Genomic DNA, 13,512 nt, shown 5'->3' on the forward strand with positions numbered 1-13,512 from the left:
GATGCCTGACGACCGCAGAGACGACGGACGACCCGATCCCGACCTGCTGCTCGCCGCCGCCGGGCGCCAAACGGGCGGCCGGCTGACCCTCTTTCTCGGCGCGGCGCCCGGCGTCGGGAAGACTTTCGCGATGCTCTCGCGCGCGGCGAAGCTGAAGGCCGAAGGCGTCGACGTGGTCGTCGGCCTCGCCGAGACCCATGGCCGCGCCGACACGGCGAGGCTGCTCGACGGGCTCGAGATCCTGCCGCGCCTGCGCCTTCCGCACAGGGGGCGGGAGATCGAGGCGTTCGACCTCGACGGCGCGCTGGCGCGCCGGCCGCGCGTCCTCGTCGTCGACGAGCTCGCCGCCAGCAATCCCGAGGGCGCGCGCCACCCCAAGCGCTGGCAGGACGTCGAGGAGCTGCTCGCGGCCGGCGTCGACGTGTGGACGGCGCTCAACATCCAGCACCTCGAAAGCCTCTCGGGCGTCGTCGCCGACATCACCGGCGTGAGCGTGCGCGAGCGCGTGCCCGACACGCTGCTGCGTAAAGCCGACGAGGTGACGCTGATCGACCTGTCGCCGGCCGAACTGCTCGACCGGCTGAAGGCCGGCAAGATCTATCTGCCCGAGACCGCGCGGCGGGCGGGCGAGCGCTTCTTCCGCCTCGGCAATCTGACCGCGCTGCGCGAGCTCGCCCTGCGCCGCACCGCCGACCGCGTCGACGACGACATGGTCGACTATCTGAAGCGCCACGCCATCGAAGGCGCCTGGGCGACGTCGGAGCGGCTCATCGTCTGCGTCGGCGCCGACGCGCGTTCCGAGGCCGTCGCCCGCGCGGCCGGGCGCATCGCCTCGGCGCTCAACGCGCCCTGGACGGCCGTGCATCTCGAACGCGCCGACCGCGAGCCGGCGGGCGCCGCCGAAGCGGCGCGGATCGACGCCGTGTTTCATCTCGCCGAAAGCCTCGGCGCCGAGACGAAGCGGATGTTCGCGGCCGACTTTGCGGCCGAGATTTTGCGGCTCGCCCGCCGCGAACATGCGACCCAGATCGTGGTCGGCGCGCCGCGCCGCCGCATCTTCCGGGCGCGGCCCTCGCTCGCGCGGCGGCTCGCGGCCCAGGCCGAGGGCGTCGCCGTCCTGATCGTCACGGAAGGGCGGGACGAAACGCCGGCCCCGCCGCCCGCGGCGCGGCGGCGTCTTGCGGTCGACTGGCGCGCGGCCGCGCTGGCGACGGCGTCGGTCGCCGCCGCCACGGCGCTCGGGATGGCGATCGAGCGCGTCATTCCCCTGCCCAGCATCTCGCTGCTGTTTCTTCTCGCCGTCGTCGGATCGGCGATCGGGGCGGGCTACGCCAGCGCGCTCCTCGCCGCGGTCCTGTCCGGCCTCGCCTATAATTTCTTCTTCATTCCGCCGGTCTACACCTTCACCATCGCCTCGCCGCACGAGGTGTTCGCCTTTGTCGTCTTCCTGATCGCGGCGTTCGCCGCCGGCGGCCTCGCCTCGCGCGTGCGCGAGCAGGCCGAGACGGCGCGGGTGCGGGCCGTGGCGTTGCAGTCGCTCTATGAATTCGCGCGCAGGCTGTCGGGCGCGGCGACCCGCGAGGCGGTGTTCTGGGCCGCCGCGGCGCAGCTCCACGCGAGCCTCGGCCGGCAGGCGGCGCTGCTCGCCCCGGCGGCCGGCGAGCTGAAGCTCGAGGCGGCCTGGCCGCCCGACGCCGACCTCGACCTCGCCGACCTGACGGCGGCGCGCTGGGCTTTTGAGCGCAACGAGGCGGCGGGGCGCGGCACCGGCACGCTGCCTTCGAGCCCGTTCCAGTTTCGTCCGCTCGCCGGCCCGAACGGCGTCGTCGGCGTATGCGGCCTGCGCCTCGACGGCCAGCGCGTCGACGCCGCCTCCGAGCGCATGCTGCTCGCCGTCGCCGACCAGACGGCGGTCGCGCTCGACCGGGCGCGGCTCGCCGAGGAAAGCCTCGCCCAGGCGTCGCGGCTCGAAGGCGAGGCGCTGCGCGCGGCGCTTCTCTCGTCGATCTCGCATGATTTGCGCACGCCGCTCGGCGTCATCACCGGGGCGGTGACGAGCCTGCGCCAATATGGCGAGCGCATGAGCCCTGAAAGCCGCGCCGACCTGCTGCTCGCGATCGAGGAGGAAAGCGCGCGCCTCAGCCGCTTCGTCGCCAATTTGCTCGACATGACGCGCATCGAGGCCGGCGCGCTCGACGCCCGGCGCGACTGGCTCGACGTCGGCGACGTCGTGCGCGCGGCCGTCGAGCGCGTCGCCCGCGCCTTCCCGGGCCTTGTCGTCGAGACGAGCCTCGCGCCCGACCTGCCGCCGATCCGCGGCGACGCCCTGCTGCTTGGCCAGGCGCTGTTCAACCTGCTCGACAACGCGTCGAAATATGGCGCCGGCGAGCCGGTGAAGATCTATGCGCGCCGGGACGGGGCGGAGGTGGCGATTTCGGTGACCGACGCGGGCAAGGGCGTTCCGGCGAAGGACCTCGAAACGATTTTCCAAAAATTCTTCCGCCGCGGCAGGCCGGACGGACGCACCCCAGGCGCGGGGCTCGGCCTTTCGATCGCGCGCGGCTTCGTCGAGGCGATGGGCGGGACCATCAGGGCCGAGAGCCCGGCGTTCCGCCGCAGGGGAACGCGTTTCACGCTGCGCTTTCCGGCTCCCGCGCCGCGCGACGGGGAGGCCGCCGGGCCATGAGCGCCGACCGCATCCTCGTCGTCGACGACGAGCCCCAGATCCAGCGCTTCCTGCGGCCGGCGCTCGTCGCCGCGGGCTATGAGGTCGTCGAGGCGGCGACGGGCGCGCAGGCGCTTGCGGCGGCTGCGACGAAAGCGCCCGACGTGGTGCTCCTCGACCTCGGCCTGCCCGACATGGACGGCAAGGACGTCATGGCCCGGCTTCGCGCCTTTTCGCAGGTTCCGGTCATCGTCCTGTCGGCGCGCGACCGCGAGAGCGAAAAGATCGCCGCGCTCGACCTCGGCGCGGATGATTATGTCGAAAAGCCTTTCGCCATCGGCGAACTGACCGCGCGCGTCAGGGCGGCGCTGCGCCGCCGGCTGCGGCAGGAAGCCGAAAGCGGGCGCGTCGTCGTCGACGGGCTCGAGATCGACACGCTGCGCCGGATCGTCAGCCGCGACGGCGCGGCCGTCAGGCTGACGCCGAAGGAATACGACCTGCTCGCCATGCTCGCGCGCAACGTCGGACGCGTCGTCACCCACAAGACGCTGCTGACCTCGGTGTGGGGGCCGGCGCATGACGCCGACCTGCATTATCTGCGCGTCTTCATCGGCCAGCTGCGCCAGAAGATCGAGCGCGACCCCGCGAAGCCGGCGATCATCCGCACCGAGCCGGGCGTCGGCTACAGGGTCTCAGAGTAGGCCCGGGCCACATTTCCGGCGCCTCGCGTCGTTCGCCCCCTGTGGCGTGGACGACCGGAGTCGAACCGACATGGCGCGCGCCCTTCCCGAATCCTCGTTTTGAGCGAGAGTCCGGTTCATCAGGGAGACGGATGTGAAAACGCGCCGGTTCGACGAGGCGCAGATCGTCGGCGCGCCGCGCGGGCAGGAGGCTTCGAGCCCGACGGCGGAGGCGGCGCGCCCGATCAGTTCCGCCGCACGGCCGCTCCCGCCAGCGAAACGGATCGGTTCTCATCCTCATGACGGCCGAAGGAACCGAGGAGGCGCCTCGCCGCGAACGCCGCGCGCCACGATCCCCGAGAATGACTGAAAATCAACATCAGCTGGTCGAATTGCCGCCGACGCTGCGATCGCCTGGCGTCGGCCGAGCCGTTGAAACAGGGTCGGGGGACAGGGACGGACGCTCGGCTCAGAACATGCCGTTGGCGTTAGCCGGGTTTGCAGGCATGGGCTGCAGGACGTCCCAGTGCTCGACGATCCGTCCATCGTGATCGAGCCTGAATATGTCAATCGCGGCATAGTCCTGGTCGCCAGGCCAGCGCTGCAGGCAATGCAGGACGACGAGGTCGCCTTCGGCCACGACCCGCTTGATCTCCACATGCTTGCCGGGCCACGCGTGGGCCATGCGCTCGAAATAATCGATGAACCCGGTCTTTCCGGTCGCGACATGCGGGTTGTGCTGGATGTAGTCGGCGCCGGCATGACGCTCGATGGCTTCCCGCGGTCGGGAGTCGTTGAACATCAACTTGTAGAAGTCGACCACGTTCGCCTTGTTGCGCTCGATCGCGTTCATCACGTCCTCCGGCTTGAGAGGGCTGCCGCGCTCCTGTCGACACATTGAGGCGGTCGACGTTTGCCGTGCTGCAAACCCTCGGTCACGAGGCGAGAGGCGTCGACCGGCCTGGCGACGCGGACTGCGGGCCCGCCAGCGGGCGGCCGCCGGAAAAGGCGAGCCGGGGATCAGGCGCCGGGGCGCGTCCGAGGCGGATTGACCGCCAGGATCCCCATGCTTGTGGCCTCGGCCGACCGCTTCGCCTCATCGTCGCGGCCAGACAGCGCCGCGACGTCAAGAAAGCCGGGGCTCTGCTCGAAGGACAGGCTGGCGCCGCCCCGTCCTGCGGATGCGCACATGCAACCGCGTCGCTCCACCCCAGCAACCTTAAACCACCCTCATCCATCGCAGATGAAGAGTTTCTCGAAGCGTCCGGTTTGCCCCTATTGCATCGCGAAAAAAACTTGCCATATCCTTCAGAATTGGCGTAATCCTCCAGTATCATCAATGACTTGAGTTAGATCAATATTTTATATCCCGTTTGGGATACGTTCCAGATGCTGTTCCTGGAGAGAAATCATGTCAAATCAAAAGGCTGATATGGGAGAATCTGCTATGGGAACGCCCGTGAATTCCCTGCAGGCTTTCATGGCCAATACGTTCGGCGGCGCCGCAGTGGCTGCGCTCAAGCCGGCCGGCGGATCGCCCGCGTCCGCCACGCCCGCGCAGGCGCAGGAGTTCCTGACGGATTCCTGGCAGCGCGGCGTTCTCTTTCTCGACGTGCTGCGCCAGCGGGGCAACGAACAGGAAGACATGGCCTCGCGCCCGATGGCGACGGTGCTGACCTTCGCGCACGAGATCATCATGAGCGGCCGGTCGCTGCCGCGGCCGATGAATTACTCCCTGTCGCGGATCCTCCTCCCCGAGGGCGTCACGATCGACCCGAAGAAGGCGCCCGTCGTCGTCATCGACCCCCGCGCCGGCCAGGGCCCCGGCATCGGCGGCTTCAAGACGGTGAGCGAGATCGGCGAAGCTCTGAAGAACGGCCATCAGGTCTATTTCATCGGCTTCGCCGCCGAGCCGGTCGAGGGCCAGACCTTCCTCGACGTGGTCGAGGGCCAGGTCGCCTTCTTCGAGCGGATCGCCGAACTGCATCCCGACGCGCCGAAGCCCTTCGCCATCGGCAACTGCCAGGCCGGCTATCAGACGCTGATGGTCGCCATGCAGCGGCCCGACCTCTTCGGCCCGGCGATGGTGGCGGGCTCGCCCATGTCCTACTGGCAGGGCGAGCACGGCAAGAACCCGATGCGCTATTCGGGCGGCCTGCTCGGCGGCTCGTGGCTGACCGCGCTGGTCAGCGATCTGAGCGGCGGCAAGTTCGACGGCGCCTGGCTCATCCTCAACTTCGACAACCTCAATCCCGCCAACTGGCTGTGGGACAAGCAATACCAGCTCTATTCCGAGATCGACTCGGACGCGGCGCGCTACCTGCAGTTCGAAAAGTGGTGGGGCGACTTCATCAAGCTCAACGGCGTCGAGATCCAGTACCTCGTCGACGAGCTCTTCATCGGCGACAAGCTGACCCGCAACGCGCTGACGACGCGTGAGGGCAAGTCGCTCGACCTGCGCAACATCACCTCGCCGCTGATCGTCCTGACCTCGCTCGGCGACAACATCAGCCCGCCGCCGCAGACGCTGGGCTGGATCCTCGATCTCTACGAGGACGTGGACGCGCTGCGCAACGACGAAAAGACCGTCATCTATTGCGTGAACCCGACGGTCGGCCATCTCGCGATCTTCGTCTCGGCCAAGGTCGGCGGGAAGGAGGACGAGGAGATGGTCCGGCTCCTCGACTTCCTCGACTGCGTGCCGCCGGGGCTCTACGAACTGGTCATTACCCCTTCCTCCGACGAGGAGACGAAGGCCGGCGGCCCGCCCTGGCTGACCAGGCTCGAGATGCGGACCTTCGACGACCTGCGCGCCTTCGGCCGCAACAGCGAGGACGACGACCGCGCCTTCGAGACCGTGAAGCGAATGAGCGAGGTCAACCACGCGCTCTACGAGACCTTCATGCAGCCCTTCGTGAAGGCCGTCTCGACCCCGCAGCTGACCGAAGCGCTCTTCAAGTACAACCCGCTGCGGCTGAGCTACGCCGCCTTCGCCGACGGCAATCCCTTCATGAAGAACGTGGCCAGGATGGCCGAGGACGCGAAGAAGAACCGCACGCCCGCGGCGGCGGACAATCCCTTCGTCGCGGCCCAGAACCAGATGACCGCCCAGATCGACACGGTCCTGAACGGGTATCGCGACGTCCGCGACGCCATGGTCGAGAAGACCTTCTTCGCCGTCTACGCCAATCCGGTCCTCCAGAGCTTTTACGGAGTCACCCGCGACTTCAAGGCGCGCAGCCTGCCGCCGCAAAGCCCCGAGGCGCTGGCCCGGATCGCCCGGCGGGCCGCGGCGATAGAGGCGAAGCGCGCGACCGGCGGCTTCAACGAGGCGCTGGTCCGGGCGGCGCTCTACGTCGCCTATGCCGAGCGCAGCTTCGACGACCGCGCCGCCGCCGTGGTCGCCGGCTTCCGCCGCAAGGCGATGCATCTCGACCTTCCCGCCTTCAAGGCTCTGGTGAAGGAGCAGTTCGAGATCGTCGCGACCGCGCGGGAAAAGGCGATCGTCGTGCTGGGCGCGCTCGTGCCCGGCGAGGACGAGCGCAGGCGGCTCCTCTCCGACCTGACCGCAATCTTCAGCGCCGACGGGGCCATCGCGCCCGCCGAGCAGAAGCGGATCGACGAGATCGCCGCGATCTTCGCCCGGGCGGCGGGCGCTCCCGTAGCGCGCCTCGCGCCTCCGTCCGACGGATCGGCGTCAATGCGGCGCCTCCAGGCCGCGCAGACCGAAACCTGAACCCGGTCCACAAGTCCGCGCGCGCCGCGCCGGGGCGGCGCGCGCCCGCCTACGGTTTCGGGAGACACCCCAAATGACCAGCTTTTCCAACCGGCTGATCGGTGAGCTGCGCGTTGGCGACGCCGCCTCGACGCAGCGGACGATCCATGCCGGCGACCGTCGCGCCTGGGCGACCGCCTTCGGCGACGCAGCCTCCGGATCGGGCGCCGACGCCGCCATCGGCATCGCCTCCTCGCTCCTCGCCGCGCTCGTCGGCGCTAAGCTGCCCGGGCCGGGCAGCGCCGTGCGCAAGGTCTCGGCGGAGCTCGCCGGCGACCTGCCGGTCGACGTGCCGCTGACCGTCGCGCTCACCGTCAAGGAGGTGCATGCCGCCGACGGGACCGTGACCCTCGCGGGCAGGCTGACCGCGCCGGACGGCGCGGTCGTCGCCGTCGCGACGATCCTCGCCCAGCCCGCCTCCGTGAAGACCACGGTCGAGATCGTCGACCACAGCCTCGACGCGCTGCTCGAACGGTGCAGGTCGCTGAAGCCGATGCCGACGGGCGTCGTCCATCCGCTGAACCCGGGCTCGCTCTCCGGCGCGCTCGAGGCCGCGGCCGCGGGACTGATCGTGCCGGTGCTCTACGGCCCCGAGGCGGCGATCCGCAAGCTCGCCGAGACCGCCGGGATCGACCTCGGCGCGACCAGGATCGTCGACACGAAGGACGAGGCGGATTCGGCCGCCCAGGCGGCGGCCGCCGCCGGCGCGGGCGAGCTGCGGGGCCTGATGAAGGGAAGCCTGCACACGGACATCCTGCTCCATGCCGTGCTCGCCAAGGAATCCGGCCTGCGCGCCGGCCGGCTGCTCAGCCATTGCGCGGCGATCTCGACGCCGAGCTACGGCCGGCGCATCTTCCTCACCGACGTCGCCCTCAACATCGCGCCCGACCTCGACCAGAAGCGCGACATCGTCCAGAACGCCATCGGCTTCGCCAAGGCGCTCGGGATCGAGACGCCCAAGGTCGGCGTGCTCGCGGCGGTGGAAGTCGTCCACAGCAGGATGACGGCCACCACCGATGCGGCGGCGCTCGCCAAGATGGCGGATCGCGGGCAGATCGTCGGCGGCCTCGTCGACGGGCCCTTCGACCTCGACGCCGCCGTGGACGCGGCCGCGGCGAGGACCAAGCATATCGTCTCGCCGGTCGCCGGCGTCGCGGACGTTCTCGTCGCGCCGAACATCGAGGCCGGAAACATGATCTACAAGGATCTTGTGTTCATGGCCGACGCCCAGAGCGCGGGCCTCGTGGTGGGCGCGCGCGTCCCGGTCATGCTGACGAGCCGGGCCGACGCCGCCGCGGCGCGTCGCTACTCCGCCGCCGCCGCGGCGCTCTACGCCGACGCGCTCGAGCGCGACCCCGACGCCATCATGCCCACGACCGCCGACTGATCCCCGGAGACCAAGATGACCGACGTCATTCTCGTCATTAACGCCGGTTCGACCAGCCTCAAGTTCGGCGTCTACGGCGCGGGGGCCGACCGCAAGCTCCCGCTCCTGCTCGGAGGCGGCGTCGACGGCATGTCGACCGCTCCGCATTTCAGCGCGGCCGCGCCCGACGGCAAGCCGATCGACAGCCACGACTGGGGCCAGGGCAAGGCGATCGACCACAAGACGGCGCTGTCCTTCGTCGTCGGCTGGGTCGAGAAGCACGAAGCGGGGATGAAGGTCGCCGCGGCCGGACATCGGATCGTCCTCGGCGGCGAACGCTACGCCGGGCCCATCGCCGTCACGCCCGACGCGCTCGACTATCTCGAATCGCTGACCAGGATGGAGCCCTCGCATCAGGCCTATGAGGTGCTGGGCGCCCGCGCCCTCGCCGAAGACTTTCCCGGCCTGCCGCAGGTCGCGGTCTTCGACTCCTCCTTCCACCGGACCATGCCGGAGGTGGCGCAGGTCTATGCGCTGCCGAGGGAGCTGCGCGACGCCGGCGTGCGGCACTGGGGATATCACGGCATCTCCTACGACTATATCAGCCGGCAGATCGCGCAGCGCGCGCCCAGGGCCCGGCGGGTGATCGTCGGCCACCTCGGCGGCGGCGCGTCCATGTGCGCCCTGCTCGACGGCAAGAGCATGGAGACCACGATGGCCTTCGCGGGCCTGACCGGCCTGCCGATGGCGAGCCGCTCGGGCGACGTGCCGGCGGACGTGATCTTCTACCTGATCGAGCAGGCGGGCTACGCGCCCAAGGATCTCGAAAGCCTGCTCTATCACAAGAGCGGCCTCCTCGGCCTGTCGGGGCTCAGCGAGGACATGAAGGCGATCCAGGACAGCAAGACCCCGGAAGCGAAGCTCGCCTTCGATTACTTCATCTATGCGATGCAGAAATACGCCGGCTCCTACGCCGCCGTGCTCGGCGGGCTCGACGCGCTGGTCTTCACGGCGGGGATCGGCGAACATTCCGCCCCGGTGCGCGCGGCGCTGTGCGCCAGGCTCGGCTGGCTCGGCGTCAAGATCGACGAAAAGGCCAATACGGAAAATGCGGTCATGATCTCGACCCCGGAGAGCGCGGTGTCCGTCTGGGTGATCCCGACGAACGAGGATCTCATGATCGCCCGGCACACGCTGGACATCGCGCTGCCGGCTTGAAGATCCGTCTGAACCCCGGCTGCAGGAAGGCCAGTGAATTCAATGAACGACGACAGATCTCCCCCCGCCCCGCCGAGCGAAGCCTCGCCCGCCCCTGCCGCCGCGTCCTCCGGCGGCAGGGGCAAGGCCGCGCCGCTTGGACCTGCGGCGATCGCGGCGAAGCTCAATGAACTTGGAGCCTCGGCCAGGGGCCTCACCAGCGCGGAGGCGGCCGAGCGGCTGAAGAAATACGGCCCGAACGCCATCGAGGCCAAGGACGAGCCGCTATGGCACAAGCTCTTCGGCTATTTCTGGGGGCCGATCCCCTGGATGATCGAGGCCGCGGCGCTGATCTCGCTGCTGCGCGCCGACTGGGCCGATTTCATCGTCGTCATGGGCCTTCTCATCTATAACGCCGCGGTCGGCTTCTGGCAGGACGCCAAGGCGGCCTCGGCGCTCGCGGCGCTGAAGAAGGACCTTGCGCTCAAGGCGCGGGCGATGCGCGACGGCGCCTGGGTCAGCGTCGATGCGGGCACGGTCGTTCCGGGCGACATGATCGACGTCTCGGGCGGCGAGATCGTGCCGGCCGACCTCCTGCTTGTCGAGGGGGACTATCTCTCGGTCGACCAGGCGGCGCTGACGGGCGAGTCGCTGCCGGTCTCCAAGAAGATCGGCGACAGCGCCTTCTCGGGCTCGATCGCCAAGCAGGGCGACATGAAGGGCGTGGCGACGGCCACGGGCGACGCCACCTTCTTCGGCCGCACCGCGAAGCTCGTCGCCTCGGCCGGGGCGAAGTCGCATTCGCAGAAGGCGGTCGTGCAGATCGGCGACTTCCTGATCATCCTCGCCGTGATCCTGGCCGCACTCCTCGTGAGCGTGCAGATCTACCGCGAGATGGTGGTCCCCGACGCCTGGACCTGGAGGACGGCCGGCTCGATCCTGCAGTTCGTCCTCGTCCTGCTGGTGGCCTCGGTCCCGGTGGCGCTGCCCGCGGTCATGTCGGTCACCCTCGCGCTGGGGGCGCTCGCGCTCTCCAGGCAGAAGGCGATCGTCTCGCGGCTGTCGGCGATCGACGAGCTCGCGGGCGTCGACGTGCTCTGCTCGGACAAGACCGGCACGCTGACCCAGAACCGGCTCACCCTGAGCGACCCGATCACCTTCAACGGCGCGAGGCCCGATGACGTGATCTTCGCCGCGGCGCTCGCCACACAGGCGAGCAGCCAGGACGCCATCGACCAGGCGGTGCTGAAGGCGGTCAAGGATCCGGGCAATCTCGACCACTACAGGCAGACCCACTTCACGCCCTTCGACCCGGTCAACAAGCGCACCGTCGCCACGGTGACCGACAGCGCGGGCAAGTCCTGGCAGTTCGCCAAGGGCGCCCCGCAGGCGATCGCGGCGCTGGCCAAGCTCGATCCGACCACCGAGAACGCCTACGACAGCAAGGTCCACGAGCTCGCGGGCCACGGCTACCGGGCGCTCGGGGCGGCGAGCTCGGACGACGGCGGCGCGACCTGGAAGCTGCTCGGCATCCTGCCGCTGCTCGACCCGCCGCGGCCCGACGCCAAGGAGACCATCGCCCGGACCAAGGCGCTCGGGCTCGAGGTCAAGATGGTGACCGGCGACGACGTCGCCATCGGCGCGCAGATCGCGACCCAGCTCGGCATGGGCCCGAACCTCCTGGCGGCGAGCGACGTGTTCCCCAAGGGCGCCGATCCCAACCACATTCCGACCGATTCCATCACCGCGGTGGAGAAGGCCGACGGCTTCGGGCGGGTCTTCCCCGAGCACAAATACGAGATCGTCAAGGCGCTGCAGCAGGGCGGTCACATCGTCGCCATGACCGGCGACGGCGTGAACGACAGCCCCGCGCTGAAACAGGCGGACTGCGGCGTCGCCGTCTCGGGCGCCACCGACGCCGCCCGTTCGGCGGCGGCGGTGATCCTGACCGCGCCGGGCCTCTCGACCATCGTCAGCGCGATCATCGAGAGCCGGCGGATCTTCGAGCGGATCAACTCATACGTCTACTACCGCATCGCCATGACCATCGCGATCATGGTCGTGGTGGTGGCCTCGAGCGTGGTTTTCAACATCCGGCCGCTGACGGCGATCATGATCGTGGTCCTGGCCCTGCTCGACGACATCCCGATCATGACCATCGCCTACGACCGGGTGCGAACGGCGAGCAGGCCCGTACGCTGGGACATGCACAACATCCTGATCTTTTCGATCCTGATGGGCGTCATGGCCACGCTGCAGAGCTTCGGTCTCGTCCTCGTCGGCATGGAATGGATGTCGAGCCCGACGCTTCAGGCCTGGTTGCCGCTCAACCACGTGCACCTGCAGACGGCGCTCTTCCTCCAGCTCGCCGCAGGCGGCCACATGCTGCTCTTCGTGGTGCGCACCCGCAGGTCGGTCTTCGCGCCGCCCTACCCCTCCTGGGAACTGGGTTCGGCGGTCGTGCTCACCCAGATCGTCGCGGTGCTGCTCTGCGCCTTCGGCGTGCTGGTGACGGCCCTGCCCTGGACGGTGATCGGCCTCGTCTGGCTCTACGTCATCGGCTGGACGATCCTGACCGACCTCGTGAAGCTCTGCTACTACCGGTTCGGACCGCCGTCCCGGGACGCCGCGGCGGCCTGAGCGCGGCCCCTCCGCCTGTCGCGGCGGGAGACTCGGGAAGGGCCGACGGCCGGTCCTTCCCCCGACCATTCCGGGCGGCCGGGCGACCAGCGACCGCCGGCGCAGGAAGCCGGCGGCGGCGGCTCTTCGTCCGACCCCCGTCGTCCGGCGCCGACCGCCGGGCTGATCCGCCACGCCGATCGCGGCGGCCAGGACCGCTCCACCGAGCATCACGCTGAACTACGCCGACATGGCGTCGAGATCACGATGTCGGGCCGGGGCGACGGCCGCCGCAGGCCGCCACATCGGCGGCTTCTGCAATCCCGTCCGGCGCCATTCCGCGCTCGACGTCATCAGCCCACTTCAGTTCGAGAGGCTGGCCGCGTAAAATCGCAAACGGCCTCCAATGTCTCGAAGCACGTTCAAGCCTCGCCAGGCCAGACGCATCGGCGCTTCCACACTCCCTGCTCGACGGGCGCTCGAAAATCGCGGCGGAGCTCGATTGCGACATCCGCCTCGAAGAACCTGCCTGCGAAAGGGGGGCCAACGGCGCCTCTGGTCCTTGGAAATGTTCGCGCGGCGACGGGGAGAGGCCGCAGCGCCACCTCGTCGAGACCCGGCTTGAGCGAGCGTCAGACCGGCTCCCAGCTGCGCCGTCGATCAAGGAGGCCGCGCTGGCATGCGGCTTCTCCCGCCACGCTCAACTCGCGCGTCATGTCCGCCAGCATTTGAGGACGACCCCAAACGACGTCCTCGAAAGACGGCGCACGACCTCGCGTCAGACTGACAACAAAGATCGTCGCGGCGATGGTGCGGGCGGTCGGACTCGAACCGACATGGATTGCTCCGGCGGATTTTGAGTCCGCTGCGTCTACCGTTTCGCCACGCCCGCATGGCTCGCTCCGATGCGTTAGCCCATTCGCCCGCCGCCCGCAACGGCGCAGGGCCGCGGCCGGCGTGCGTCGCCGCACAGATCGCGGGCCTGCGCGGGAGCACGCTTGCCGACGTCGAAGCCGGAAGGAAGCGAGCCATGAAGAACGCCGTCATCGTCGTCGCGACCAGCCTCGCGCTCGTCACCGGAGCCATGGGCGTCGAACTGGCGCGTCGCCAGCATTTTCTCCCGGAACCGCCCGCGCCCGCCGCGCCCGAGGCCGCCGCGCCGGCGGAGCCCGCCGCCCAGGGCCTTTTCGCGCAAGACGCCGCGTCCGCC

Annotated in this window: 7 protein-coding genes, 1 tRNA gene and 2 pseudogenes; 8 read left to right on the forward strand and 2 right to left on the reverse strand. The window is 69.5% G+C overall.

The window, feature by feature from the left end; all coding sequences use genetic code 11:
* Position 1: 1 nt before the first annotated feature.
* Together ACILRB_RS07795 and ACILRB_RS07800 are read left to right on the forward strand one after the other, a co-directional pair.
* On the forward strand, positions 2–2,686 hold the full coding sequence (locus ACILRB_RS07795; RefSeq protein WP_395665730.1) for a DUF4118 domain-containing protein: 2,685 nt from the start codon (positions 2–4) through the stop codon (positions 2,684–2,686).
* A complete protein-coding gene (locus ACILRB_RS07800; RefSeq protein ID WP_395665731.1) occupies positions 2,683–3,366 on the forward strand; it encodes a response regulator in 684 nt (227 codons plus the stop codon). Before ACILRB_RS07795 ends, ACILRB_RS07800 begins: the two co-directional genes overlap by 4 nt.
* Positions 3,367–3,814: 448 nt before the next feature.
* Here the strand turns inward: ACILRB_RS07800 and ACILRB_RS07805 are convergent, their stop codons facing one another.
* Entirely contained in the window at positions 3,815–4,198 is a 384-nt protein-coding gene (locus tag ACILRB_RS07805) for a nuclear transport factor 2 family protein (protein ID WP_395665732.1), read from the reverse strand.
* 594 nt (positions 4,199–4,792) lie between these two features.
* On the opposite strand from ACILRB_RS07805, the gene ACILRB_RS07810 reads away from it, so the two are divergent.
* The 5 genes and pseudogenes from ACILRB_RS07810 to ACILRB_RS07830 all read left to right on the forward strand — a co-directional run.
* Positions 4,793–7,081 carry a DUF3141 domain-containing protein gene (locus ACILRB_RS07810; protein ID WP_395665733.1) on the forward strand — a complete coding sequence of 763 codons (2,289 nt, stop codon included), beginning with the start codon at positions 4,793–4,795 and terminating at the stop codon, positions 7,079–7,081.
* Between the two features lie 73 nt (positions 7,082–7,154).
* On the forward strand, positions 7,155–8,507 hold the full coding sequence (locus ACILRB_RS07815) for a bifunctional enoyl-CoA hydratase/phosphate acetyltransferase (RefSeq protein WP_395665734.1): 1,353 nt from the start codon (positions 7,155–7,157) through the stop codon (positions 8,505–8,507).
* A 15-nt stretch (positions 8,508–8,522) separates the two neighbouring features.
* Positions 8,523–9,704 (forward strand): acetate/propionate family kinase, encoded by a 1,182-nt coding sequence (locus ACILRB_RS07820; RefSeq protein ID WP_395665735.1) that lies wholly within the window; start codon positions 8,523–8,525, stop codon positions 9,702–9,704.
* A 42-nt stretch (positions 9,705–9,746) separates the two neighbouring features.
* Positions 9,747–12,323 (forward strand): plasma-membrane proton-efflux P-type ATPase, encoded by a 2,577-nt coding sequence (locus tag ACILRB_RS07825; RefSeq protein WP_395665736.1) that lies wholly within the window; start codon positions 9,747–9,749, stop codon positions 12,321–12,323.
* Positions 12,324–12,811: 488 nt separating this feature from the next.
* Positions 12,812–13,048 (forward strand): annotated as a pseudogene (locus ACILRB_RS07830) (helix-turn-helix domain-containing protein); the annotation flags it as partial.
* 62 nt (positions 13,049–13,110) lie between these two features.
* Here the strand turns inward: ACILRB_RS07830 and ACILRB_RS07835 are convergent.
* A tRNA-Leu gene (locus ACILRB_RS07835) sits at positions 13,111–13,194 on the reverse strand.
* Between the two features lie 138 nt (positions 13,195–13,332).
* On the opposite strand from ACILRB_RS07835, the pseudogene ACILRB_RS07840 reads away from it, so the two are divergent.
* Positions 13,333–13,512 (forward strand): annotated as a pseudogene (locus ACILRB_RS07840) (hypothetical protein); the annotation flags it as partial.

Origin of the sequence: Methylocella sp. (genome assembly GCF_044226135.1) — a bacterium.
Taxonomy (GTDB): Bacteria; Pseudomonadota; Alphaproteobacteria; order Rhizobiales; family Beijerinckiaceae; genus Methylocapsa.

Bases quoted from the DNA above. Each gene is read 5' to 3' on its own strand.
- ACILRB_RS07795 (WP_395665730.1), top strand. From the start codon at position 2: ATGCCTGACGACCGCAGAGACGACGGACGACCCGATCCCGACCTGCTG.
- ACILRB_RS07800 (WP_395665731.1), top strand. From the start codon at position 2,683: ATGAGCGCCGACCGCATCCTCGTCGTCGACGACGAGCCCCAGATCCAG.
- ACILRB_RS07805 (WP_395665732.1), bottom strand. From the start codon at position 4,198: ATGAACGCGATCGAGCGCAACAAGGCGAACGTGGTCGACTTCTACAAG.
- ACILRB_RS07810 (WP_395665733.1), top strand. From the start codon at position 4,793: ATGGGAACGCCCGTGAATTCCCTGCAGGCTTTCATGGCCAATACGTTC.
- ACILRB_RS07815 (WP_395665734.1), top strand. From the start codon at position 7,155: ATGACCAGCTTTTCCAACCGGCTGATCGGTGAGCTGCGCGTTGGCGAC.
- ACILRB_RS07820 (WP_395665735.1), top strand. From the start codon at position 8,523: ATGACCGACGTCATTCTCGTCATTAACGCCGGTTCGACCAGCCTCAAG.
- ACILRB_RS07825 (WP_395665736.1), top strand. From the start codon at position 9,747: ATGAACGACGACAGATCTCCCCCCGCCCCGCCGAGCGAAGCCTCGCCC.